Origin of the sequence: Streptomyces sp. 147326 (assembly GCF_045000215.1) — a bacterium.
GTDB lineage: Bacteria > Actinomycetota > Actinomycetes > Streptomycetales > Streptomycetaceae > Streptomyces.
Genome location: NZ_CP134201.1, coordinates 8598313 through 8620988, shown reverse-complemented (window position 1 = coordinate 8620988; position 22676 = coordinate 8598313). Strand labels below are relative to the sequence as shown.

The 22676-nt window shown below is 69.8% G+C and carries 24 protein-coding genes and 3 pseudogenes; 10 read left to right on the top strand and 17 right to left on the bottom strand.

The features are described from left to right. Window positions 1-51: 51 nt before the first annotated feature. Both RIU97_RS40030 and RIU97_RS40025 read right to left on the bottom strand, forming a co-directional pair. On the bottom strand, window positions 52-1032 hold the full coding sequence (locus tag RIU97_RS40030; RefSeq protein WP_404962404.1) for a GNAT family N-acetyltransferase: 981 nt from the start codon (window positions 1030-1032) through the stop codon (window positions 52-54). A 412-nt stretch (window positions 1033-1444) separates the two neighbouring features. Next, a complete protein-coding gene (locus tag RIU97_RS40025) occupies window positions 1445-2026 on the bottom strand; it encodes an immunity 49 family protein (protein WP_404962402.1) in 582 nt (193 codons plus the stop codon). Window positions 2027-2150: 124 nt separating this feature from the next. Here RIU97_RS40025 and RIU97_RS40020 point away from each other — a divergent pair, with 124 nt between their 5' ends. Further along, on the top strand, window positions 2151-2531 hold the full coding sequence (locus RIU97_RS40020; protein ID WP_404962400.1) for a nuclear transport factor 2 family protein: 381 nt from the start codon (window positions 2151-2153) through the stop codon (window positions 2529-2531). 410 nt (window positions 2532-2941) lie between these two features. On the opposite strand, the pseudogene RIU97_RS40015 reads toward RIU97_RS40020, so the two are convergent. The 4 genes and pseudogenes from RIU97_RS40015 to RIU97_RS40000 all read right to left on the bottom strand — a co-directional run. After that, window positions 2942-3064: pseudogene (locus tag RIU97_RS40015) on the bottom strand (XRE family transcriptional regulator); the annotation flags it as partial. Between the two features lie 675 nt (window positions 3065-3739). Then, window positions 3740-4090 (bottom strand): STAS domain-containing protein, encoded by a 351-nt coding sequence (locus RIU97_RS40010; RefSeq protein WP_404962398.1) that lies wholly within the window; start codon window positions 4088-4090, stop codon window positions 3740-3742. A gap of 129 nt (window positions 4091-4219) precedes the next feature. Then, on the bottom strand, window positions 4220-4903 hold the full coding sequence (locus RIU97_RS40005; protein WP_404962396.1) for an alpha/beta fold hydrolase: 684 nt from the start codon (window positions 4901-4903) through the stop codon (window positions 4220-4222). Window positions 4904-5163: 260 nt separating this feature from the next. Then, window positions 5164-6786 carry an MFS transporter gene (locus RIU97_RS40000; protein ID WP_404962394.1) on the bottom strand — a complete coding sequence of 541 codons (1623 nt, stop codon included), beginning with the start codon at window positions 6784-6786 and terminating at the stop codon, window positions 5164-5166. Between the two features lie 929 nt (window positions 6787-7715). On the opposite strand from RIU97_RS40000, the gene RIU97_RS39995 reads away from it, so the two are divergent. From RIU97_RS39995 to RIU97_RS39985, 3 genes are all read left to right on the top strand, one after another. Continuing rightward, on the top strand, window positions 7716-7994 hold the full coding sequence (locus tag RIU97_RS39995; RefSeq protein ID WP_404962392.1) for a DUF6959 family protein: 279 nt from the start codon (window positions 7716-7718) through the stop codon (window positions 7992-7994). 87 nt (window positions 7995-8081) lie between these two features. Then, window positions 8082-9185: an ISL3 family transposase gene (locus RIU97_RS39990; RefSeq protein WP_404962391.1), complete on the top strand. Its 1104-nt coding sequence runs from the start codon at window positions 8082-8084 to the stop codon at window positions 9183-9185. Beyond that, complete coding sequence (locus RIU97_RS39985) at window positions 9128-9634, top strand: transposase (RefSeq protein ID WP_404962389.1); 507 nt, start codon at window positions 9128-9130, stop codon at window positions 9632-9634. The genes RIU97_RS39990 and RIU97_RS39985 overlap by 58 nt, the downstream gene beginning before the upstream one ends. 27 nt (window positions 9635-9661) lie before the next feature. On the opposite strand, the pseudogene RIU97_RS39980 reads toward RIU97_RS39985, so the two are convergent. The 3 genes and pseudogenes from RIU97_RS39980 to RIU97_RS39970 all read right to left on the bottom strand — a co-directional run bounded on the left by RIU97_RS39980 (window position 9662) and on the right by RIU97_RS39970 (window position 12574). Further along, window positions 9662-10752 (bottom strand): annotated as a pseudogene (locus RIU97_RS39980) (IS630 family transposase). A 33-nt stretch (window positions 10753-10785) separates the two neighbouring features. Continuing rightward, the gene (locus RIU97_RS39975) at window positions 10786-11739 is read right to left on the bottom strand and encodes an IS481 family transposase (protein ID WP_404954917.1); all 954 of its coding nucleotides are present in this window, start codon (window positions 11737-11739) and stop codon (window positions 10786-10788) included. A gap of 121 nt (window positions 11740-11860) precedes the next feature. After that, window positions 11861-12574, bottom strand: coding sequence for a hypothetical protein (locus RIU97_RS39970; RefSeq protein WP_404962387.1), 714 nt, complete (start codon window positions 12572-12574; stop codon window positions 11861-11863). Between the two features lie 30 nt (window positions 12575-12604). Between RIU97_RS39970 and RIU97_RS39965 the strand changes: the two genes are divergently transcribed. Further along, window positions 12605-12820, top strand: a complete 216-nt coding sequence (locus RIU97_RS39965) for a hypothetical protein (RefSeq protein ID WP_404962386.1) — start codon at window positions 12605-12607, stop codon at window positions 12818-12820. 58 nt (window positions 12821-12878) lie between these two features. Here RIU97_RS39965 and RIU97_RS39960 read toward each other — a convergent pair. Next, window positions 12879-13265: pseudogene (locus RIU97_RS39960) on the bottom strand (transposase family protein); the annotation flags it as partial. Window positions 13266-13372: 107 nt separating this feature from the next. Between RIU97_RS39960 and RIU97_RS39955 the strand changes: the two are divergent. After that, window positions 13373-13915, top strand: a complete 543-nt coding sequence (locus RIU97_RS39955) for a GNAT family N-acetyltransferase (RefSeq protein WP_404963103.1) — start codon at window positions 13373-13375, stop codon at window positions 13913-13915. Between the two features lie 850 nt (window positions 13916-14765). Then, complete coding sequence (locus RIU97_RS39950; RefSeq protein WP_404962384.1) at window positions 14766-15116, top strand: tetratricopeptide repeat protein; 351 nt, start codon at window positions 14766-14768, stop codon at window positions 15114-15116. Here the strand turns inward: RIU97_RS39950 and RIU97_RS39945 are convergent. From RIU97_RS39945 to RIU97_RS39925, 5 genes are all read right to left on the bottom strand, one after another. Then, on the bottom strand, window positions 15101-15568 hold the full coding sequence (locus RIU97_RS39945; protein ID WP_404962383.1) for a hypothetical protein: 468 nt from the start codon (window positions 15566-15568) through the stop codon (window positions 15101-15103). The genes RIU97_RS39950 and RIU97_RS39945 overlap by 16 nt on opposite strands. Next, complete coding sequence (locus RIU97_RS39940) at window positions 15565-15900, bottom strand: ROK family protein (RefSeq protein ID WP_404962381.1); 336 nt, start codon at window positions 15898-15900, stop codon at window positions 15565-15567. Before RIU97_RS39940 ends, RIU97_RS39945 begins: the two co-directional genes overlap by 4 nt. A 501-nt stretch (window positions 15901-16401) precedes the next feature. Further along, window positions 16402-16974, bottom strand: coding sequence for a YceI family protein (locus tag RIU97_RS39935; protein ID WP_404962379.1), 573 nt, complete (start codon window positions 16972-16974; stop codon window positions 16402-16404). A 31-nt stretch (window positions 16975-17005) separates the two neighbouring features. Next, the gene (locus RIU97_RS39930) at window positions 17006-17440 is read right to left on the bottom strand and encodes a hypothetical protein (RefSeq protein ID WP_404962377.1); all 435 of its coding nucleotides are present in this window, start codon (window positions 17438-17440) and stop codon (window positions 17006-17008) included. A 120-nt stretch (window positions 17441-17560) separates the two neighbouring features. Further along, window positions 17561-18358 (bottom strand): alpha/beta fold hydrolase, encoded by a 798-nt coding sequence (locus tag RIU97_RS39925; RefSeq protein WP_404962375.1) that lies wholly within the window; start codon window positions 18356-18358, stop codon window positions 17561-17563. Window positions 18359-18700: 342 nt separating this feature from the next. On the opposite strand from RIU97_RS39925, the gene RIU97_RS39920 reads away from it, so the two are divergent. The 3 genes from RIU97_RS39920 (at window position 18701) to RIU97_RS39910 (ending at window position 20838) form a co-directional block, all read left to right on the top strand. Beyond that, a complete protein-coding gene (locus RIU97_RS39920; RefSeq protein ID WP_404962374.1) occupies window positions 18701-19108 on the top strand; it encodes a YciI family protein in 408 nt (135 codons plus the stop codon). A gap of 43 nt (window positions 19109-19151) precedes the next feature. After that, window positions 19152-20297, top strand: a complete 1146-nt coding sequence (locus tag RIU97_RS39915) for an RNA polymerase sigma factor (RefSeq protein WP_404963102.1) — start codon at window positions 19152-19154, stop codon at window positions 20295-20297. Window positions 20298-20559: 262 nt separating this feature from the next. Next, on the top strand, window positions 20560-20838 hold the full coding sequence (locus RIU97_RS39910; protein WP_404962373.1) for a hypothetical protein: 279 nt from the start codon (window positions 20560-20562) through the stop codon (window positions 20836-20838). A 174-nt stretch (window positions 20839-21012) separates the two neighbouring features. Here RIU97_RS39910 and RIU97_RS39905 read toward each other — a convergent pair whose 3' ends face one another. Continuing rightward, complete coding sequence (locus RIU97_RS39905; protein ID WP_404962371.1) at window positions 21013-21681, bottom strand: response regulator; 669 nt, start codon at window positions 21679-21681, stop codon at window positions 21013-21015. Next, window positions 21678-22643: a histidine kinase gene (locus RIU97_RS39900; RefSeq protein WP_404962370.1), complete on the bottom strand. Its 966-nt coding sequence runs from the start codon at window positions 22641-22643 to the stop codon at window positions 21678-21680. The genes RIU97_RS39905 and RIU97_RS39900 overlap by 4 nt, the downstream gene beginning before the upstream one ends. Window positions 22644-22676: the final 33 nt, after the last annotated feature.

Sequence of the window (22676 nt, the reverse complement as noted above, 5' to 3'; positions counted from 1 at the left end):
GCGGCGGCGCAGTCCACCAGGAGGTGAAGCCTGGTGGCCAGACGGGTGGTCTCAGCGCCAGTCGTCGATCACGTAGGCGTCGGGGTGGCTGTAACCGGGCTCGTTGGGCCGGTGCATCGTGACGCCCTGCAACCCAGTGCGGAAACCACGGTCGATCATGCGGCGATAGGCATCCGGGCGGCCCAGGTTCATCCCGGCGTCCAGCTGGCTCAGCCCGCGCTCGGCCGCCAGTTGCTCACATGCGTCGAGCAGTCGCTCGAAGCGGTCGGCGGCCTCCGGGCCAGGGCGTACGGTGCCGAATTTGACGAAGCACACGTCCTCGCCGGCCTCCGATCCAGCTCCGCAGTGGCAGACGGCCAGGCCATCGAGCTCGGAGCCGCCGCCCTGAAGCAGGATGGTGTCACCGAGTCCCTGCGTGTGCACGGCGACGATCTCGCGTTCCAGGTCCAGGCCCTCGTACACGGCCCCGGTCAGTGCGCGACAGGCACTGAGGCAGGCGGGCTGCTCGGCGGCAGGCAGCTCGCTGTACATCACCCGGCCGGGGACCGCGGAGCTGCCCGCGACTTGCTTCTTCATGATGGCCGTGAGGAATCGGGGCCAGAAGCCGTACTTGCGGTAGAGCTCAAGATGCTTGGGACTGTGCGAGAAGGTGAACAGGCCCAGGTGGCGGTTCCCCCAGGTGTCGAAGCAGTCCATGACCGGATCCATGAGGCGCTTGCCGACGCCCTGGTCCCACAGGTCCGGACGTACGGTCAACGGTCCGAAGTACCCGACGCTGCCCCAGTTGGCGGCGAAGTTCGATCCGGCCAGTTCACCCTCGATCGTCGCTGCGAAGGCCGCTTGCGGGTCGGCCGCCCAGCGTGTGCGGACGTAATCGGCGGTCGCGAAGAACGTCTTCGGCTCGGGAACCCCGAGGAACGTCCCGAAGGCGACCCGGAAGATCTCATCGGCCTGATCCAGGTCCGCCTCGGCCAACGGGCGGACTGACACCAGGCCCGCAACGGTCTTCCGCTCCGCTGCCGGTGAGGTCATCGCTCTCTCCTTCTCGGACCCCTCGTTTCATCACATCACGAGCAGCACAGCATGGCGATGCGAAAGATCTGCCGACGGCGGAGGCCGGTGACCAAGCCCGATTGCCTTGCCTCCCCGCCCCTGAGCGCAGGACGCCGACACCGATCACCCGGGTCGGTTCAGTGCCCGGGTGACTTCGCTGTTCCCCCAAGGACTCGGAGAGCCTGCGTTCCGGCTGCCGAACCCGGAGGGTCAGCCGGGTATTGCGCCTGGAGATCGTCATCGACGACGGTCCCGTACGCATCAGCGGACGGCATCCGGCCGCATCCCTGCCCGACGCGAACCCCGGGCCCCGCTCGGACGCATCGCCCGTCTCTAGGCGGCGATCAGCAGCAGGCCTGGGTCGTCGCGCCCGCGTACCCCGCCCCTGCCCCTAGAAGGGCGCGGCGGCCCGCAGCAGACCGTGCGGAAGGTAAGGGGATTCGACGCGGATCGCCCAGCCGCGGCGGCGGGCATGGCAGGCCAGAGCGAGGATGTCGAGGCTCAAGGACGCATCTGGATCGTCGGCGCGGTCGGCGACCTGGTAGTAGTGGCGGTGGGCTTCGAGCGCGTCGGCCAAGGCCAGATTGAAGCTCTCCTCGTCGCCCTCCACGAGCTGCGACAGCAGCACGGCCGGCGGCATGGCGAAGCCCCAGTCCTTGGCCTTCTCCGCCTGTTGCAGCGCCCGCTGCGCGGCCGGCTCCGGATCGGTGCCCTTCAGATAGGCGTGGAGGGCTTCGCGATACGCGCTGAAGGCGGAGTCGTCCGGGCCGGCGAAGGCAGGACCGGTGAGGACCAGCGGGACGAGGTCCTCGCGTACCCCGGTGATCAAGGCGAAGGCAGTGGCGTTCTGCCAGTTGTGGGCACCGGCTGCAGGACCCGGCGTACACACCCTGGGGCCCGCGACGGTGGTGGCTGATGAGGGGACACCTGCTTCGACGGCGGCCGCCGTCGCGGCACTGTGCCGGACCGGCATCAACCCCGTCCACCCCGAGCCCCACCGTCCTCGCCGGCCGGACTCTGTCCGTCCCTGTCGGAGCAGACCACCTGCTCGACGCACCCACCGTGCCGTACGCGGCACCCGACCGTACGGTGGCACCATGAGCGACCCGGAGAAGAACAAGGCCACGGCTCAGGCCTTCTACGATCTGATGTTCAACCAGTGCCGCCCCGCCGAGGCCATCGACCAGTACGCCGGCGACACCTACATCCAGCACAATCCACACGTCGGCGACGGCAAGCAGCCGTTCATCGACTACTTCGAGCGCATGGCCGCCGAGTACCCGGGCAAGCGGGTGGAGGTCAAACGCGCCTTCGCCGACGGCGACCACGTGATCCTGCACTGCCACCAAACCTGGCCCGACGAGGAGTACGCCGGTATCGACATCTTCCGTTTCGACGCAAGCGGCAAGATCGTCGAACACTGGGACGTCCTCCAGGTGATCCCACCCACTTCCAAGAACGACAACACCATGTTTTAACGCTCGCCCGGCACGCCGCACTGCAGATGCTCACGCGACCACCAACGGCCGCCCCCACAGGTAGGCGCCTGAAGCCCCAGTCGGGGCGCCCCTGACCGCGGCTGCGCCCGGACACCCCTGGGAGATGCACCCCGTCCTCCTCATGCGCTCCCTCGCACCGGATGTCGCAGCCGGCCCGGCCTGGCCCGGCCTCGCGCCGAACCGTCCCGTGATCAGCCTCGGTGACCGTCCCCCTGGGGCGCAGGCCTTCAGGTCCTCCGATCCGGCTGCCCACCCTGCCGGACGCTCGACCTGGGGCGGCTGCAGTCGTGGGCCCAGCTCGTCGCCACCGCGCTCAGCAGGGTGCGCACGGACACCGGGCGGGAGAACGTCGTGTTCCTCAGCATCGCTGCAGCCCGCGCCGATTCGACTTCGAGCTGGTCGGCGCGTGTGCCGCCGTCCTTGAAGTAGATCTCCTGGAGGCCTTCGGCGACGATCGCGCGCAGTTCCGGGTCTACGACGCCTTGTTGCTGGGCGTCGAACAGTCGGTTGGCGCCCGCGCACCACAGGCGGCCAGCGTGCGCGTACGGCGATGTCGATGCGGTCGGTGATGGACTTGGGTGGGGTTTGCGTGCGCCGGTGCGGTAGCGCTGGCTGACGCCGAGCTCCTGCGCACCCGGCGCTGATGGCTACGGGTGCGACGAGCGGGCGGCCAGGAAGGCCGGTGGTCAGGTGTGCAGGCGGCTGTTGGTGCCGTCGTGGCTGTCGGCGTGCTCGTCGTCGAACCAACAGTCGCCGGCAGCAAGGTAGCGGAAGGAGTGTGCGCTGTGGGGGGGGCGACGACTGCGGCGCGGGTGCCGTCGCCGTGGGGCTCCAGGGGGCGGACGGCGGGGTTCCAGTGGTTGAGGTCCCCGACGACACTGACGGGCCCGTACGGAGTGTCCTCGGGAAGGATGAAAGTGACCTGGGTACGTCCCTTGAGCTGCTTGCGTTCGAGCACGGCAATGACTCCAGCCGCGAAGAAGGGGAACCAGCCCGTGCATCCTCGCGCCGACGTACGTGCAGCGCGGCGGTACAGCGCCGTGGGCCGGGCGGAGGTCGCCCAGGTGACCGCGAGCCACCCGCCGCTGGGCTGACCTCCGCTGTCGGCGCTGCGCCGCGCGACTGCCGGGACCGCATGCTTCCGCCTCGGGTCTGAGGGCCGACCCCAGCAGAGCACCTGCGGCAGGTCAGCTGCCCGGGCGCGCGGTGATGGGGAACAGCTGCTCAGCGCCCGTGAGTTCCAGCAGGCGGACCACCTGCGTGGAGGGGGCGTGGAGGCGGACCTGGCGGCTGTGTTCGAGGGCGGTCAGGCGGCCCTGGAGGAGGGCGTTGAGTCCGGAGGAATCGCAGAAGGTGACCTCTGTCAGATCGACGACGATCTCGTTGGGGCAGTCACGCTGGGTAATAGCCTTGTGCAGGGCATCGCGCAGCATCGATGCCCGGTCGATGTCGATCTCGCCGCCGACTCGAACGACGACGCTCTGCTCTCCGGTCTCCACCCGCACGAGCGGGGCGCGGCCTGCCTGGTCGTCTGCCATGCGGTCCAGGCTATGGGACGGCGGACGTGCTCAACAGGCCCACCAGCCCGGTGGTCGGGTGGTCGGGTGGTCGGGTGGGCGCACCACGCCTGTTGATGCGCCTCCGGTCCACCCGGCCCTGCCGCAGCACTACGAGCTCGTGGCCTCCGCCAGGACGCGTGCGAGATCGCGGGGGCAGGTGGCCATCGGCCAGTGACCCGAGTCGAGGTCCACGTACTCGAGGCTGGTGGCGCGGGCGAGTTCGGGGCTCTCGCCGGCGGCGATCCATGCCTCGGCCTGGGCGGGAGTGAACTCGGGGCAGACGACCACGACGGGGACGCCGAAGCGGCGCTCGTCGGTCAGGCGAACGACTCCCCGGGCGACCCCCTCGGGCACAGGAACAGCGGCGGACGCAAGACGGTGTCGTGTCTCCCGGTCGAGGTCGGCGGAATCGGCTCCCTCGAAGGGGCCCCAGCCCGGGAAGGGCATGACGCCGTCCTCGATCGCGAAGAGATCGGCGTAAGCCCGCCCGTCAGCGGCGGGGAAGCCGCCGATCAGGGCGACCTTGGCCACCTTCTCGGGTCGCGCGTCGGCGGCCAGCCAGGCCAGGCTCGATGCGACGGAGTGCCCCACCACCAGGAGCTTCCCGGGCGCCGCGTCAACCGCGGCGAGCACTGCCGCCAGCTGGTCGTCGAGCGTCGCGGAGGCGGTTCCGTCCCCTTGGCCTGGGAGGGTGAGCGCCACGGGACGGTGGCCGAGCGCGGTGAGTTCGGGCACGACGTCGTCCCACGCGGATCCGTCGAGCCACAGGCCTGCGATGAGCAGGATGTCCACGGTTGTTCTCCCGGAGAGGAGTCGGATGACTGCCGGGAGGCTATCGGGAGGCTCTGACAACGGGCTCGGGCCACCCCAACCCGGCGCACCTACCCGGTCACAGCACTGGTCGTTGGCGTACGCTTCGCGCCTTTGCGCGGTCCACGAACTGGCGCCAGCTGGCGGGGAGCGTCATTCCAGTTGCGCCGTATTCCCGCCGACGGCCCTGTGGGGCAAGACCGCGCACGACACGGTCGGCGACCGGCTGACCGGCCGATCTCTCAGGCTCCCGGTCCGCTCGGCCTCTCGGTGGCGGCGGAGGCGGAGTCCTCGGTGTAGTAGCGCCGTAGGAGTTCCCGCTCGGCGTCCCGGTGCGGGAACATGAAGAAGATCAGCAGCGCACCCAGGGCGATCGCGGCCAGGCCGACGGTGTACGCCCAGTCGTCGCCGTGGAGGAACGACTGGCGTGCTGCCGCGACGATCTGGTCGGCGTACTGGGGGTGCTGCTGGGCGACCTGCCCGGCGGAGGCGAACGACTTCGTCAGCTCGCTCTGGATCTGGTCGGACACGTCCTTGCTCTCGGGGGAAGCGGCGATCGCCGCGCTGAAGGCCGAGGCGTAGCCGGCGGTGAGGAGCACGCCCATGATGGACTGCATGATGGCCCCGCCGAGGTCCCGTTGCAGGTCGGCGGTGCCTGAGGCCATGCCGGCCCGTCGCACGGGCACCGATCCGGTCAGCGAGTGGGATGCGGGCGTCCCGGCGAGGCCGGCGCCGATACCGATGAGCACGTAGGCGAAGCCGATCTGCCAGTAGCCGCTGTCCTCGCCCCAGAAAAGCAGCATCCAGGCGAAGGCGAGGAAGAGGAACGCGTAACCGATCAGCAGGGTCGTGCGGGCGCCGCGTGTCTCGACCAGCTTCGCGGACCGTGGTGCCACGAGCACAATCATCACGACGAGGGGGAGGATGGCGGCGCCGGCTTCGACGGGGTTGTACTCGAGCACGTTCTGCAGGTACTGCTGGCTGATGAACGCCGACCCCATCATGGAGCCGTACACGATGATTCCCGCGCATGCGGCGACCCAGAACGTGCGCCGGCCGGCGATGTGGAGGTCGTACAACGGGTTGGGAGCCCGGCGCTGACGCCAGAAGAACGCCGCTCCGGCAGCCAGGGCGATCACGACGAGGCCGACGGCCAGCGCCCCCTGGTCGGGGACGGCGGCGAAATTGATCGCCAGCACCAGTCCCGCGACCAGGAGGACGGACAGGATGCCGCCGAGGTTGTCCACCGGTTCGGCCGACTCGTTGGCGTGCGCGGGGACGAACAGCAGGGCCATGACCAGCGCGACCACGGCGAGGGGCAGGGTGACCAGGAACACCGACCCCCAGTAGAAGCGTTCGAGCAGCGCGCCCGCGGTCACCGGCCCGAGCATGGAGATGCCGCCGCCCAGGGCCGACCACAGCGCGATCGACTTCGTCCGCCCCGGCCCCGCCCACAGAGCGGTGATCAGCGCCAGGGTGGTCGGATAGGCCATGCCGGCCGAGAGCCCGCCGAGAATCCGGGCCACCACGAGGACGGTGTCGTTCGGCGCGTACGCGGCGAGCAGGCAGGCGGGGACGGACAGAGCGATGCCGAGGAGCAGCAGCAGCTTGCGCCCGTGGCGGTCGCCGACCGCACCCAGATAGAGCACCGATGCGGCCAGGCCGAGGGAGTACCCCACGGCGATGAGGTTCAGCGCGGTCTGGGAGGAGTCGAAGGCCTTCCCGATCGCGGGCAGCGCCACGTTGGCCACCGACAGGTTCAGGTTGGCCACCGCGGCAACGATGATCAGGGACGCCAGAACGAGCGGCGCCCGCGCCGGGGCCTCACGCGGAACGTCGATGCGAGGCGCGCCGATTTTCGACATGGAACCTCCGTGTCGAAGTTGGGCTTGTGCGAGAGTCTTGCCTGATCCACCGTGCCGCACATCGCCCCATTGGGATGACACGCCCACCGTCGCTGACGCCGTCCGCCCACCCCGCCGGTGCCCGCCGCGGTTTTCACCGCATGTGGAGGACGCCGGTTCGTATCCGCGGCTCCATCCCATCTCATCCCATGTCTTGCTTGGTAGCTGAGCCCCACTCCACCCCTTCTGGCCAGCTCCTGCGCGGCGTCACGGCAGCCCTGGCGCAGCCGTGACGCACTCGTGGGCACCGGTGGGCGCTGCTCGCGGCCCCGGGATGCGTCACCGTCCGCCCCCGCACCCACCCGGGCCCGCTGGAGCCTCGCCCGTCGCGGTCTCGGAAGACCGCGAGCACCCCGTCGACCGCCGACCCGCACGACCGGACACGGGGGCGGCGCCGCCCCTCTCCCCCATGCCCGTGTCTGCGGCCGCGCCTTCGGCCGGCGCCGCTCCCGAGGCCGGCCGTGCTCCCGCACCGGCCCGGCCCGTCCCGCGCCCGCGCCCGCGCCCGCGGCCGCGGCCCGCAACGCGTCCTGCGAGACCAAGCCCGCACGGCGTGCTCCCGACCGCAGGGCCGAAGGCCCGGTACGGCCGCGCCGGACACCCCCGCCCCGCCGCCGAGCCCAAGCCCAGGAAGGTGAAGCGGCCGAACCGTACGCCCCGCACCGCACCGTCCGGTACGCGCCCCAGGGCGGGGGCCGCGGACATGACGAGGCTGTGCCGCGCCGCGCACGGCGTCACCAGCCCCGCCGTGGCCGCGCTCTGCCACCAGACCTACGGCCGATCGTGACTGAGTGCAGTAGTTGGCCCCTGAGCGCTCTAGTTGGGTCTGACCGCTCTTCCGTGATGGCTACGCCTGGAGAAGGGGGCCCGGGTTGAGGTTGGATGATCGGATGGAACGTATCGAGGTTGAGCTGTTCACAGATCCGGGGAACGACGCGGTCGTCCGCCTGCCCCCGCGAAATTTTCCGGGTGTACTGATCCAGGGAGACTCCCTGTCGATCATCCGCGCGGATGTCGCCGAAATCGTAGAAGCCTGCGACCAGGGCGACGTAGGTGAAGCCCGCGAGGCAGCAGCCATCCTCCTCTCCAACCTTGACGAGCTGCTGGCCCGCTACACGGAAGCCCTCAAGGCGCACGACATACCCATCCCCTTCTACCAGGCTCCCTGATCGTCCAGTTGCAGCGCACGTCGCACCTGGCAACGTGCGCTGAAGGGCGGGGATTGCGGGACCGTTTCGCCAGGGGATCACGCCGTCATGAAGGTGGAGACTCCCGAAGACGTCCTCTTCCCCGGCCTGGACCTTGTGGTGAAGCGTGCTGTGGTCGCGGATGGCGGCATGATGATCGACGCGGCTGGCTGCGGGTCGCCAGGAGCATGTCCTCAATGTCGGCATCCCGCCGCACGCGTTCACAGCCGGTACTGGCGCCACATAGCTGGGCTGCCCGTCGGCGTCCACCGGCTGATCGTCCGTCTCCGCGTCCGACGGTTCTTCTGCAATCAGAACTGGTGCCGGCGTCGGACGTTTGTGGAACAGGTGGAGGGCCTTACCGAGCCACGACGCCGTAGTTCGACAGCGGCGCGGTCAGCGATGCGGGCGGTCGCTGTGGAACTCGGCGGCCGCCCGGGCCAACGCCTCTGCGCAAGGTTGGGGCTCTACGGCCGGCGGACAACCATCCTGGGACAGTTGACCGCTCCGCCTGTGCCGGCACGGGCTCCACAGATCCTCGGAATTGATGAGTTCGCGTTCGGCAAGGGCCATACCTACGGCACCGTCCTCGTCGACGTCGAGTCCTCCAGGCCGGTGGACGTACTGCCCGATCGCGAGACTGGCACCGTCGCGGCGTGGATTCAGGAGCACCCCGGCGCCGAGATCATCTGCCGAGACCGTTTGATGGCATTCACCAAGGCCATCAGGCAGGCCGCCCCGAACGCGCTGGAGGTGGCGGATCGCTGGCACCTCCTCCAGAACCTCTCAACGGCCATCGAGAAGACCTGCCGCAGGCACCGCGATTGCCTACGACGGCCGACCGCATCAGAGTCCACCACGGCGTTGGTCACACCGGAGACCGCACTCTGGACCGGATCCGACGACGCCACGCGGAGGTCAACGAGCTTGCCGCCACCGGTCTGTCGCTCAACGCCATCGGCCGCCGTCTACGGTTGGACCGCAAGACGGTCCGGCGCTACCGGAACAAGGACCTTGAAGGGCTTCTCGCCTCGGCGCAAGACCACGGGCACGGTCTCCTCGACCCATTCATCGAGCACGTCCAGCACCGCTTCCAGGCAGGCTGCACCAGTTCAATGCAGCTCTATCGCGAGGTGCTCGTCCTCGGCTACACCGGCGGATATCACGTCGTGAACCGCTACGTGGCGGCCATCAGGAAGGGCATCGCGAAACCCGCCCGGGCACTGACACCCAGCCCTCGCGACATCACCTCATGGATCATGCGGCCCGAGGAAACACTCAGCCCCTCGGACATTACACAGCTGGAAACCGTCCGGAACGCCTGCCCGGAGATCGCCTCCGCTTGCGACCTCGCGCGGGAGTTCACAGACATGCTCCGACATCGCCGCGGCCACCAACTCCGGGACTGGATTCAGAAGGCCGAGCTGGACGGCCCAGACGCCATCGGCATCTTCGCCGACTCCATCCGCCAGGACCTCCAAGCCGTCACCGCAGGCTTCACCCTGCCCTACAGCTCTGGCATGGTCGAGGGACACGTCGACCGAATCAAAACGATCAAACGGCAAATGTACGGTCGAGCCTCATTCGCTTTGCTCAGAGCCCGCATCCTCCTTCGGCCGTAGCCGTCACGGAAGAGCGGTCAGAACCCTCTAGTGACCTGAGTCAGAGATTCGGTGGCAGTAGGCGGCGACTTTGTCGAGGATTTCGTCGGCGGTCTTCGTCCAGACGAAGGGCTTGGGCTGGTCGTTCCAGGCGGCCAGCCAGGCCCGGATGTCACGCTCGAGGGCCTGGACCGAGCGGTGGACGCCGCGCTTGAGCTTCTTCTGGGTGAGCTCGGCGAACCATCGCTCCACCAGGTTCAGCCACGATGCACTCGTGGGCGTGAAGTGCAGGTGGAACCGCGGGTGCGCCAGCAGCCACCGCTTGATGTCCGGCGTCTTGTGGGTCGCGTAGTTGTCGAGGATCAGATGGACCTGAAGATCCGCCGGGACCTCTTTGTCCAGCTTGGTCAGGAACTTCTTGAACTCGGCAGCCGGTGGCGGCGGTGCAGTGATCCGATGACTTTGCCGGTGGCGACCTCCAGGGCTGCGAAGAGGGTAATGGTGCCGGCGCGGACGTAGTCGTGGCTGCGTCGTTCGGGAACGCCGGGCATCATCGGCAGGACCGGCTGGGACCGGTCCAGGGCCTGGATCTGCGACTTCTCGTCCACGCAGAGGACCAGAGCCTTCTCCGGCGGGTCCAGGTAGAGGCCGACCACGTCACGGACCTTGTCGATGAACAGCGGATCCGTCGACAGCTTGAACGTCTGCGACCGGTGCGGCGCCAGCGCGAACGCCCGCCAGATCCGTGACACCGTCGACTGCGACATACCCGTGGCCGCGGCCATCGACCTCGTCGACCAGTGCGTCGCGTTCCTCGGCGTCTCTTCCAGCGTTTTGACGATCACCCGCTCGACATCCGCGTCGGTGATCTTCCGCGGGACACCCGGCCGCGGCTCGTCGCCCAGCCCGTCCAGACCGTGCTCCAGGAAACGCCGCCGCCAGGTGCGGACCGTGTCCGGTGCGACCCGCAGCCGCCGCGACACCTCCATGACCGAGTGCCCGTCCGCGCACTCCAGCACGATCCGCGACCGCTGAGCCAGAGCCTGAGCCGTTGTCCGACGTCGCACCCAGCCCTCCAGGACAGCCCGCTGGGCATCGGTCACCGACAACGGCGGAATCTTCGGACCCGGACGACTCATAACGAACTAACGACAAATCTCTGACTCAGGTCACTAGGTGTATTGCCCTGTGAGGTTGGGGACGCGGCTGGCGGGTGGTTTGCCTGCGAGCGCGGTGTGTCCGCGGTGGTGATTGTAGGTGTGTAGCCACTGCGGGAACGCGTCGCGTCGTTCCTGCTCGCACTGGTAGGGACGGGCGTAGGCCCATTCCTCCAGGAGGGTGCGGTTGAGGCGTTCGACCTTGCCGTTGGTCTGGGGCCGGTAGGGCCGGGTTCGCTTGTGGGTGATCCCGGCCGCTGCCAGGGCGTCGCGCCAGGTGTGGGATTTGTAGCAGGCCCCGTTGTCGGTCAGGACCCGTTCCACGGTGATCCCGCACGAGGTGAAGAACGCCTGTGCCCGCTGCCAGAAGGCGGTCGCGGTCTCCTTCTTCTCGTCGGTCAGGATCTCGCTGTAGGCGAGGCGGGAGTGGTCGTCGACGGCGGTGTGGATGTAGCTGTAGCCCAGGCGGGGGCGTTTCTTGCGGCCGGCCTGGCGGCCCAGGGTCTTGTGGCCGCCGCCGTCGGGGATGTTGCCGAGCTTCTTGATGTCCACGTGCACCAGTTCGCCGGGCTTCTCGCGTTCGTAGCGGCGTATGACACGGCCGGTGGCCCGGTCCAGATGGCTCAGGCGGGCCAGCCCGAAGCGGGTCAGGACGCGGTGCACGGTCGAGGGCACCAAATCCAGCAGGTGGGCGATGCGGGCCGGTCCCCAGCGGCGCAGGACACGGACCTTGATGATCCGGCGTTCGGTGCGGTTCGGGATCCGGCGCGGGCTGTGATGCGGGCGCGAGGACCTGTCACGCATGCCCGCCTCGCCGTGATCGCGGTAGCGGTCGGCCCACCGCTGGGCCGTGGTCGGCGAGACCCGGAAACGCTCGGCGGCCCGCCGCAGCGGCCAGCCGTCCACGACCACGCAGTGGGCCAGGCGCAGCCGTCCGGTCTCGGTCAGAGGTGCATTACGGTGGGGCACGAGGGCCTTTCTGGTCGGTGTAGACGTCGCAATCCACACCGAACCCGGAAGGCCCTCACCCGTTCAAGACGCCTCAGCCGAGACCTGCATCACCCGTCCACAACCTCCCGGGGCAATACACCTAGGCCGTCTCTTTCGGATCTTGCCGAGTGGGTTCGCCAACGGAGAGGGCTCCCGCGCTTGATGCGGGTGTGGTCGGCCGCCCGGCTTTCGGGGTGAGGGTGAAGGAGCCGAAGGTGCCCTTCGCCGCGAAGAACAGCCCGCCGTCGCCGGCGGCGGCCAGCGCGTCCAGGCGCCGACCAGGCAGGGAACACCCCTCCAGGGTCCGGCCGTCGGGCCCCAACCGCCGGATGCCGCCGTTGGCATCCCCCACCAGAACGCCGTCGGCGTACGGCAGAGGGTCGACCACAATCCGCTGATCCGCCTCGACCGACCACGTTGACGTCCCGTCGGCGGGATCCACCGCGAGGAACCCCCTGCCTGACCGCAGCATCCAGACCGACCCGTGGACGTATCCGACCGCCCCGAACGGATCGTAGGATCCAAGCCGGGCGGGCTCGTCCGCGCCGATCCCGAAGGTCACCAGCGACGAGGCCTCGCAGACCGCCACCACCCGCTCCGCACCCACCGGGACGAACGCCTTCACGTCGGGTCCCGCGAGCAGGTCCGGCAGCCGCCACCGAGCCAGGTCGCTCCCGTCGGCCGGATCGAGGAGAACCGCCTCGCAGCCGCTGCCGGTCAGCACCCCACCGGCCCACGCGAGGGTCCGTACGGACGTCACCGACGACGGTGTCGTCCACCGGACGCCCCCGTCGGCGAGGTCCAGGCCACTCATGGGGGTGATGCCGTAGGCGTTGATCTCACGGTGTGCTGGCTGCGGGCTCAACTGCCGATCATTCACCAGCGTCTGGCCCACCGCCACGACAGCGAGTCCGAAGCACTGCAATGGCACCTGGACCGGTCCGCTGAACTGGACGGAATCCTCAGCCGGGTCGCCGTCGAGGACTTCACCATCGATACCACCACGGGCTCCGTCTCTGACCTCGCCGCATCCGTGATCAGGGCGGCCGACTGGCAGTGACCACCGGGCTGCTGGGCCGTCCCACCAGGGGATCGCCCTGTCATGAGGGCGGACGCGCACGGCTCGAAGCGCTGACCGTGCGGTCGCGGACCGGAATGAGGGTGCCGTCCACGATCCACAACCGGTCCACGTCGGCCACGGGTCGCGGAGCCGACTCCAGCGCGAGCAATGGCCCAAGCCGCTGGATGACCCTGCAGATCGTCGCCGAAGACACACCGAAAAGTGGGGCCAGCTGCCGCATCGTGAGGTTCGTCCGGTAGTACACGGCCACCAGCAGGACCCGGTCCACCAGCGGCAGGCACCACGGCCGGCCACCGCCCGGCCCGTTCCCGCCCCGCTCCCGCTCCCGCTCCCGCACCACCTTCACCAGCTTCGCGAACCGGTCCATCCGCAAGCCCGTGAACGTCTCCACCCACACCGGCTCAGCCCGCAACACCCCACCCATACAGGCAAAATGCCCAGAAGGCAGGGTTCTGCAACACCCTTTAGGGCGTGTAGCGAAAGTGCCTGGTGATGATGGCGGAGACCCAGTTTGTGATCCAGAATGATCGGGTGGTCACACTTGAGACTCCCCGTTTGATCCTGCGTCGTTGGCGCGAGGAAGACGTTGCGCCCATGGCTGCCGTCAATGCCGACCCCGAGGTCATGCGGTGGATCCGTGACGGCAGCGTCCGTGACGAAGAGCAGACTCGCGGCGGGATCCAGGCATGGGAGAGCGAGTGGGAGTCACGGGGCTTCGGCCTGTTCGCCGTGGAGGTCCGGTCCACTGGCGAGCTGGCCGGGTTCACCGGCCTTTCGGTGCCCGACTTCCTACCGGAAGTACTGCCGGCGGTGGAGGTCGGCTGGCGGCTGGGACGTTCCCACTGGGGGCAGGGCTTGGCCACCGAGGCCGCTGCGGCCGCTGTACGGTTCGGGTTCGAAGAGCGAGGGCTGGAGCGGATCGTCAGCATCACTCAAGTGGGCAACGACGCCTCCGAACGGATCATGACCAAACTGGGGATGCATCCGGTCCGTGAGACCGTCAATCCCACTGGGGGTCGGCGAGTTCGGGTGTTCGAGTTGTCGTCGGACCAGTACGTCACAACCACTCGTTGATGGCGGCAACGAGGACGGTGGCCTCGTAGCGGACCGCGAGTTGGTCGTACCTGTGGCCACGGCTCGATGTCTCTTGAGGCGATTGATGCCGCACTCGACCGCGTGCCGGGCGTTGTAGTCCCTCTGGGTCGAACTTCGGTGGTCGGCCACCGCTGGACCCGCGCTTCCTGCGGGTTGCGGACCTGGTCGGCTTTGTTCGGAATGGTGCAGCGGATTCCTCGGCGACGCAGGTAGGCGGCGCGGTTCTTCCGGCAGGCGTACGCCTTGTCAGCCCGTACGCGGTCGGGGCGGACGCGCGGCCGACCGGGCCCTATGCGGGGCACACAGATCTTCTCCAGCACCGGTTCGGACTGCGGCGAGTCCCCCCGCTGCCCCGCACACCACGATCGACATGGGCTTTTGACCCTGCTCGACAGCCAAGTGGTTGGGATACTGCGATCAGTGAAGTCCCGGGTACCCGGGTGACGAGGTCGAGATGGAGACCAGGTGGCGATACCGATGCGTCCGGAGCCCTTGGAGTGCGTGGGTCGAGCCGGCTGCTGAGGCCGGCGACGTAGCCGCGATGAAACGGCTCGGACAGTACCTCTACCAAACCGGGAGCAAAGGCAACGCTCCAGCCGAGAAGTGGCTGCTCGCCGCCGCGGAGGCCGGTGATGCCGAAGCGATGTACTCCCTGACCCGGGTCCACCATGACCGGGCAGTGAACGCGGCTCCGCACGGCCAGGACCACGACCTCACGGCGGCGTCCTGGCACAGGCGGGCCGCCCAGGCAGGATGGATCCCAGCGATCCAGAGCATGCCTGCGTACGCGGCGGACCAAAACGAGCGCGAGTGCTAGCTCCGGAAAGCCGTGGAGACCGGCGATCCCTGGGCGCCGTCGAACCTCGCTGGCGTTCTCGACGAGATGGGGCGGGCCTCCGAAGCGGAACACTGGTACCGCAGAGCCGCGGATGAACTCGGCCCTATCGGCCTTTCTGCCCGTGACTCCCTGGGCGACTTCCTCCTGAGGCAGGGCCGCCTGGAAGAAGCCGCAGAGTGCTGGAAACAACTCGCAGAAGCAGGCGAACCAGCAGGCGCCTGGCACCGGTCCTACGTTCTCGAGAAACTCGGTCGGCCAGAGGAAGCCGCAACGTGGCGTCTGCAGGGGGACGCCCTGCACGCTGCCAAACGTGCCCAGGAACTCGACTATCCAGAGCGGTAGGACGAGGCCCCTCCCCGACGCCCGGCACCCTTCGACAAGGGCCTACGGTCGCACGGGAACGGCTGACGGAGTCGATTTCCGGAGGTCGCGGCATCGGGGTACGAGACGGCGGGCAGTGCCGGCCACGGACCGAGCGGGTCGTCGTGCAGGGCACCCAGCGCGACGGCAGCTCCCGCGGTGGCGAGCACCGAGCCGGTGAAACTGCTCGGCACGACGGACCGCCCGGCGTCGTCGCACACCACGGACCGCGCCTCCACCTCCGTCCGCAACTCGTCCATGCACGCGGGCAGTCGGCCCGTCCCCGGTTCGACGACGACCAGCACCTCGGGATCGAACATGTCCAGCAGCACCGCCGCAGCCCTCCCCGTGAGCCTGGCCCGCTGCCGGAACAGCTCTGCCGCCACGGGATCGCCCGCGACGGCAAGGTCCAGCAGTTCGGCGAACCTCGTCACGGGCAGGCCCCGTGGTGCACGGCGCCCGCGGTGACGAACGCCGCGTCGACGACGTTGCCGACGAACAGCACGACGGCGCTGCCGGGGGTGGCCGCCTCACCGAGGAGCTGCTCGGCGCGCGCCAGGGCCCTCGAACGGCTGTCGAGGTGCACGGGCACACCGGTCGCCGTGGCGAGCTCGTCCCGTACGGGGGCGCCCCGCCAGCCCAGTTGGGGGTGGTGCACCATGGTTCCGGCCTCGGGGTCGACCCATTGCCCGGTGGCCACGCCGAGGGCGAGGGCCGTCCATCCCGCCCCGAGCACGGCCAGCAGCCGCGGCAGTACGGCGGCCACCCGGGCGAGCACCCGGCCCGGTTGGTGTCGATCTCGACGGGGATGTGGGCTCCCAGCACCGCCCCGGTACCGGATGCCCTCCGCAGCGGGTGCGCGCCGGTCGGCGGGATGTCGGAACGGCGCAGCGGAGTACGGCGGTCGGCTGAGCTCTTCGATCGGTCCACGGGGACCTTCCAGGTCCTGTGCGGTGGCACGCAACACCGGGCGCCGGAACCGGCACGCGACGGGCGGCCGATTCCGGGCAAGGGCGTGCGCAGGAAGCTCCACGGTGGGAGCGCTGGTCACGAGAACGCGGGGACACTGCGGGAGTTCAGGCTCCGGCCCCGCTGCCGGGCAGGACGATGACGAGGGATCCGCGCGGTCGCCGTACGGTCAGGACCCGCACCGTGGACGGACTTCCCCCGTCCGCCCGCAACCACACGGGCGGGAATCCATGGCGAACGCCGGGTGTACGAGCCGACTCGCCGGGCGATGGCCGGGGGTCGTGCTCAGGGGTCGTGCTCAGGCGGCCGTTCCACCGGGATCGAGGACGGCCTCGACGTCGACCACGACATCGACCAAGGGGCTGACGACCACTCCGCCGCGGTCGACCACGTCGTTCCAACTCACGCCGAAATCATGCCGATTGAGGCGCGTCGTGGCGGTGAAACCAGCGCGTCGCCTCGGCCCGAGGTTGCGCCCCTCCTCCCACCAAGGGGTGTCCCACTGCCCCAGATGCGTGACGTCGAAGGTCACCGGACGCGTCACTCCGCGTACCGTGAGATCTCCGCTGACCTCGAATTCGGTGCCGCTCACCTGATGGACGTGTGATCCGACGAAGGTCCACGTCGGGTGATGCTCGACGTCGAAGAAGTCGGCACTGCGGAGGTGGGCGTCGCGCTCGGGCTGCCCGGTGTACACCTGGGTCGCGTCGACCGTCGCCTCGACGCGCGCCTCCTCCGGCTCGTCGGGATCGAACTCCAGCGAGCCGTGCACGTTCTTGAGCTGCCCGCGCACGTGGGTGACCATCATGTGCCTGGCGCGGAACTCCGCCGCGGTGTGACCGGGCTCGAAGAACCACTTCGTCATGGCCATGGGCGCTCCTGGCCCACGTGTTCGTGGTGCGTCACCCGTGTTCGTGGAGGCCGTCGACGACGAGCGCGACGCCGATGCCGAGCAGCCAGACGTCCTTGGCCAGCACGATCCCCTGCTCGGTGGGGCGCAGGCTCCCTTCCTGCCGCATTCCCGGCGTACGCAGGTAGAGCCCGAGGGTACCGACGGCGAAGGCGGTCACCCCGGCCCCGGCGAGAGCGGCCGGGACGACCGGCACGAGCAGCGCGGCGGCGATGGCGATCTCCCCGGCGCCGAGCAGCCGGACGAACTTCTGGGCATCCTGCTCGCCCAGGAACGGGTAGGTGTGAGCGGCGAACTGATGCAGTCCCTCAACGGTGGCTTCGTCCGCGCCCAGCTTCGAAACGCCGGAGTTCAGGAAGAACGTACCGGCCGTCAGCCTGAGCGGAAGCTGTCTCGCCAGGGAACTCCAAGCCGAACAGGATGCCATCCGGAACCTCCCAAGATTGACCCCACCTACAACCCTGCCACCCCTTCGAACCATGTCAAACGGGCGTCGGTCGCCCCGGCTGCGCGCACACCTCTGACCAGGTCAGGAGCCTGTTTCGGGTCAGGTCGAGCGTGCGACGCGCTCGAAGCGCTCGATGCGGGCGAGCCAGTAGGTGAGGAGGGCGCTCAAGAGTTCCGGCTGCTCGTGGGGCAGGGCGTGTCCCGCGTCGTCCACGACGGCGAGCGAGGCGTGCGGGTAGTGGTCGACGAGGTCGACGGCGGCGGCGTACCCGACCGCCGAGTCCAGCCGCCCCGCCACGACCGCTGTCGGCCCCGCGTAGGCCGGCGCGTGATCGGGGGTGAGCGGCCACCGTTCGCCGATCCGTTCGAGCGCCTCCTGGTCGACGAGCTCGGCGGACGGGGCGACGTACCGCTCGTACCGTTCGAGCATCTCCGGGGTCTGGATCACGAAGTAGCTCCGGAAGACGTCGTCACCGATCTCGCCCGGTCCGGTGACGACGCGGTGCTCCGGGACGTCCCGGAGCCCCGGCAGCAGCGGACAGACGAGCGCCAGGCCGGCGACCCGCGCCTGGCCCCTCGCGGCCATCGCCTGCGCGTAGTACGCGCCCGCCGAGTGGCCGACGAGGAGGTAGGCGGTCCCGCCCGTGACCTCGTCGGCGAAGTGGAGCAGTGTGTCGAGGACGTCGTCGGCGCTGCGCAGCGTCCCGGGCGCGGTGGTCCGGCCCATGCCGGGGAGGTCGGGATAGATCCGCCGCAGGCCCGCGACGCCGTCGAGAGCCGGCTCGAAGCAGGCCTCGCTCTCGCGGTGGTCCACGCCGGCGCCGTGGAGTACCAGCACGGGTCGACCGCTGCCGTGCTCCACGTAGTGGACCATCACCTGGCCCACTCGGATCTCCATCCCCGCATGCTAGACCGTCTCTTTCGGATCTTGTCTGACCCGCGCCGCTCCCCCAGCTACCGCTGGGAGGTACCCCCAGGCACCGCACCTCGCCGCGTTGTCGGGGCACCCAAGTACGTCCAGTACTCGGGCGCCCCTCCGCCTTGCGATGCACGGCACCAGACGACGCGGGCTTAACCGACAAGATCCAAAAGAGACAACCTAGCCGCGCAAGGGCCGCGCGAGGCCCCGTGTCGCTGCGGGAGAAGAAGGTTTCGGGGAGGATGTCGAGAACCCGAGACCGGCTCCGTCCCCGCAGTGAACGCGACCACAATGGGTCGCACGGCACCGAGGAGAAACACGATGGCCAAGTACTTGCTGCTCAAGCACTACCGCGGCGCCCCGGCAGCGGTCAACGACGTCCCCATGGACCAGTGGACGCCGGAGGAGATCTCGGCTCACGTGCAGTACATGCAGGACTTCGCGGCCCGGCTCGAGGGGACCGGCGAGTTCGTCGACGGTCAGGCGCTCGCCCCCGAGGGAACGTTCGTCCGGTACGACGGCGAGGGGCGCCCGCCGGTCACCGACGGCCCGTTCGCCGAGACCAAGGACCTCATCGCCGGCTGGATGGTGATCGACGTCGACGGCTACGAGCGTGCTCTCGAGCTGGCCGGGGAACTGTCGGCCGCCCCCGGCGCGGGCGGAAAGCCGATCCACGAGTGGCTGGAGGTGCGCCCGTTCCTGGCCGCGCCACCCACCATCACCGAGTGACCTCCCAGGTGACCACGTGAACGACGGGGACGAGGTGGACGAGGTGGACGAGGCCCTGCTCCGGAGCCTCACGCCGAGCGTGCTCGGGATCCTCGTCCGCCGCGGAGCCGACTTCGCGGCGGCCGAGGACGCCGTACAGGACGCTCTGGTGGAGGCCGTCCGTGTCTGGCCGGGCGGCCTGCCCCGGGACCCGAAGGGCTGGCTGATCACCGTGGCCTGGCGCCGGTTCCTCGACGCGACCCGCTCGGACGCCGCCCGGCGCCGGCGTGAGGACGTCGTCGACGAGGAGCCGGCGCCCGGGCCGGTGCCCGGGACGGACGACACGCTCCAGCTCTACTTCCTGTGCGCCCACCCGTCGCTGACGCCGTCGTCCGCGGTCGCGCTCACGCTGCGCGCCGTCGGCGGACTGACCACCCGTCAGATCGCCCAGGCCTACCTGGTGCCCGAGGCGACCATGGCGCAGCGCATCAGCCGGGCCAAGCGCACCGTCTCGGGCGTGCGGTTCGATCAGCCCGGCGACGTAGCGACCGTACTGCGCGTCCTCTACCTGGTCTTCAACGAGGGCTACTCGGGCGACGTCGACCTCGCCGCCGAGGCCATCCGGCTCACCCGGCAGCTCGCGGCCGCGATCGACCACCCCGAGGTGGCGGGGCTGCTCGCCCTCATGGTGCTCCACCACGCCCGGCGCGCCGCCCGGACCGCGCCCGACGGCAGCCTGGTGCCGCTCGCCGAGCAGGACCGCGGCCGGTGGGACACCAGGCTGATCGCCGAGGGCGTGGGCATCCTCCAGACGGCCCTCTCCCGCGACCGGCTGGGCGAGTTCCAGGCCCAGGCCGCCATCGCGGCCCTGCACGCCGACGCGCCGACCGCCGAGGAGACCGACTGGGTGCAGATCGTCGAGTGGTACGACGAGCTCGCGCGCCTGACCGACAGCCCGGTCGTCCGGCTCAACCGGGCGGTGGCCGTGGGCGAGGCCGACGGGCCGCGCGCCGGCCTGGCAGCGCTCGCGGCACTGGACGACTCGCTGCCCCGCCACACCGCGGTGGCGGCGTACCTCCACGAGCGCGACGGCGACCTGGAGACGGCCGCGCGCCTGTACGCCGAGGCGGCCCGGAAGGCTCCCAACACCGCCGAGCGCGACCACCTGACGCGGCAGGCAGCCCGGCTCAACTCCCGCCGGAGTCACTGACCAGCGCCGATCATGCGCGGTAACGCTCGTCTCACACCGCCAGGACCGGCACGGTGAGACCGAAGGGAACCTACTCCTCGACGTCCGGCACGCAGACCGGGTTGGGTTCGCAGCTCTGCGGGCACGTGTCCGGCTCGCAGCTCTGCGGACAGCCGTCGGGCTCGCACGAGGGGGTGGGGTCGCCGCCCTGCGGGCAGTCTCCCGGCCCGCGATCTGCGCGAGCTCCTCCTCCAGGGCGTTGCCGACCGGCCACTCCCGTGCCATGACGCAGGTGTACGCCGTACCGTCGGGGCTCACGCAGAGCCGTCCCCGCCAGCAGCGGCCGCACAATCCCGAGAGCTGCGCGTTCTGCGCCATGGCGTCCTGCGCCCGGCCCAATTCCCGGATGTCGCCCACGCGCACGGAGTCGACGCCCACGCCGTGCGGGAAGTCCTTCGTGCGGCCGATGTCTTCCTGGCCCTGGTCGATGGCGATCACCGCGGCGCGGACGGTCACTCCGCGCTCGACGAGCCTGCGCAGGTTCCGGACGGTGCGCTCGTGAGGTCGCGGTCCCTGACGTCGGGACCTGCCGCCGGCCCACACCGGTGCCACGGTCCCACCGCTCTGACGCCCCGGTCCGCGCACTCGTACCGGCCGGACGGGTGTTTCGCTGCAGCGCACCGTGCCGAGCGTCTCCCGCAGCTTGAACCCGGCATCCCCCGTGAACCATCGGCTTCTACGGCTCGATCAGGCCCACCCGGATCGCGTAGCGGGTCAGTTCCAGGCGGTCGCGCATCCCGAGCTTCTGGAGCAGGTTCGCGCGGTGGCGTTCCACCGTCTTCGCGCTGATCACCAGGATGTCGGCGATCTCCTTGGACGAGTGGCTTTCGGCGACGAGCTTGAGGATCTCCTCCTCGCGCTCGGTGATCGCCCGGGCGGGCAGTGGATCCCCGTGGCGGGCCCGGTCGAGGTAGTTGCGGATCAGGGTGGTTTCGGCGCCCGGGTAGATGAACGGCTCGTCCCGGATCGCCGCGCGGCAGGCCTCGACGAGATCGCGGTCGGCGACGGACTTGGGGACGTACCCGGCGGCTCCGGCCTTGAGGGCCTCGAAGAAGTACTGCTCGTTGTCGTACATGGTCAGGATGAGGATCCGCAGCTCCGGCCGCAGCCGGGAGAGTTCCCGGGCGGCCTGGAGGCCGGTCATGCGCGGCATCGCCACGTCCAGAACGGCCAGGTCGACGTCCTGGGTACGGGCCAGGGCGACGGCCTCGGCTCCGTCCCCGGCCTCGGCGACCACCGTCAGGTCCGGCTCGGCGTCGAGGATGAGCTTGACCCCGCGCCGTACAAGGGCGTGGTCGTCGGCGAGCAGGACGCGGATCGGCCGCGACGGGTCCGGTGCGGTCATCGGCGGCTCTCCTCGGTCCTGCGGGCGGGTACGTCCAGACGTACGTCGGTTCCCTCGTGCGGGCCGCCTCCGATGGCGAGGTCGGCGCCGATCAGCAGCGCTCGTTCGCGCATGCCCTGGATCCCGGCGCCCTCGGCGGCGAGGCGGCGGATGCCCGTGCCGTCGTCCCGTACGAGCAGGCGCACCGTCCCCGCGGGACCGTTGGAGAGTCGGACCTCGACCTCGCTCGCGTCCGCGTGGCGGGCGGCGTTGGTCAGGGCTTCCTGGGCGACCCGGTAGAGGACGAGTTCGGTGGCCTCGTCCAGCTCGGGCAGGCCCGGCTCGATGAAGTGCCGCACGGTGAGCGTCCCGGTGGTGAACTCCGCCGTCAGCGCCCGCAGGGCACTGTGCAGTCCCAGTTCTTCCAGGACGCCGGGCCGCAGGCGGCGGGCGATGCGGCGGATCTCGTCCAGGCTGGTGCGGGTGGTCTCCTGGACCTGGTGCAGTTCCTCGCGCAGGGCGTCGGGGGCGCGGTCGGCGGCGTACTTCAGCTGGAGCAGGACGGCGGTGAGGGTCTGGCCGACCTCGTCGTGGAGTTCCTGCGCGATGCGGCGGCGTTCGGCCTCCTGCGCCGAGAGGGCCCGGGCGCTGCTGGTGGCGCGCTCGGCTTCCAGCCTGACGAGCATCGCGTTGAACGTGGTGGTCAGTTCGGCCACCTCGCCGGGCCCCTCCACGCGGGTCCGGCTGCCGGGGCGCAGCAGGTCGACCGCGGTCATCGCGCGGGTCAGCCGGCCGAGCGGGGCCAGGCCGATGCGGAGCAGGGCGGCGTTGGCGACCAGCATGGCCGCCAGCCCCGCGAGCAGGACGACGGCTTCGCCGAAGAGGACGGGGGTGGAGACGGTGACCGGGCCGAGCAGCAGCAGTACGGCCGCGACGAGGACGGCGGCGTTGAGCAGAAAGATCCGCCAGTACAGCGACGACATGATCGTTTCTTCCTCGTTCCCTCGTTGCCCCGT

Bases quoted from the DNA above. Each gene is read 5' to 3' on its own strand.
- RIU97_RS40030 (WP_404962404.1), bottom strand. From the start codon at position 1,032: ATGACCTCACCGGCAGCGGAGCGGAAGACCGTTGCGGGCCTGGTGTCA.
- RIU97_RS40025 (WP_404962402.1), bottom strand. From the start codon at position 2,026: ATGCCGGTCCGGCACAGTGCCGCGACGGCGGCCGCCGTCGAAGCAGGT.
- RIU97_RS40020 (WP_404962400.1), top strand. From the start codon at position 2,151: ATGAGCGACCCGGAGAAGAACAAGGCCACGGCTCAGGCCTTCTACGAT.
- RIU97_RS40010 (WP_404962398.1), bottom strand. From the start codon at position 4,090: ATGGCAGACGACCAGGCAGGCCGCGCCCCGCTCGTGCGGGTGGAGACC.
- RIU97_RS40000 (WP_404962394.1), bottom strand. From the start codon at position 6,786: ATGTCGAAAATCGGCGCGCCTCGCATCGACGTTCCGCGTGAGGCCCCG.
- RIU97_RS39995 (WP_404962392.1), top strand. From the start codon at position 7,716: ATGGAACGTATCGAGGTTGAGCTGTTCACAGATCCGGGGAACGACGCG.
- RIU97_RS39990 (WP_404962391.1), top strand. From the start codon at position 8,082: ATGAAGGTGGAGACTCCCGAAGACGTCCTCTTCCCCGGCCTGGACCTT.
- RIU97_RS39985 (WP_404962389.1), top strand. From the start codon at position 9,128: ATGCAGCTCTATCGCGAGGTGCTCGTCCTCGGCTACACCGGCGGATAT.
- RIU97_RS39970 (WP_404962387.1), bottom strand. From the start codon at position 12,574: ATGAGTGGCCTGGACCTCGCCGACGGGGGCGTCCGGTGGACGACACCG.
- RIU97_RS39935 (WP_404962379.1), bottom strand. From the start codon at position 16,974: ATGGCCATGACGAAGTGGTTCTTCGAGCCCGGTCACACCGCGGCGGAG.
- RIU97_RS39930 (WP_404962377.1), bottom strand. From the start codon at position 17,440: ATGGCATCCTGTTCGGCTTGGAGTTCCCTGGCGAGACAGCTTCCGCTC.
- RIU97_RS39925 (WP_404962375.1), bottom strand. From the start codon at position 18,358: ATGGAGATCCGAGTGGGCCAGGTGATGGTCCACTACGTGGAGCACGGC.
- RIU97_RS39920 (WP_404962374.1), top strand. From the start codon at position 18,701: ATGGCCAAGTACTTGCTGCTCAAGCACTACCGCGGCGCCCCGGCAGCG.
- RIU97_RS39910 (WP_404962373.1), top strand. From the start codon at position 20,560: ATGACGCAGGTGTACGCCGTACCGTCGGGGCTCACGCAGAGCCGTCCC.
- RIU97_RS39905 (WP_404962371.1), bottom strand. From the start codon at position 21,681: ATGACCGCACCGGACCCGTCGCGGCCGATCCGCGTCCTGCTCGCCGAC.
- RIU97_RS39900 (WP_404962370.1), bottom strand. From the start codon at position 22,643: ATGTCGTCGCTGTACTGGCGGATCTTTCTGCTCAACGCCGCCGTCCTC.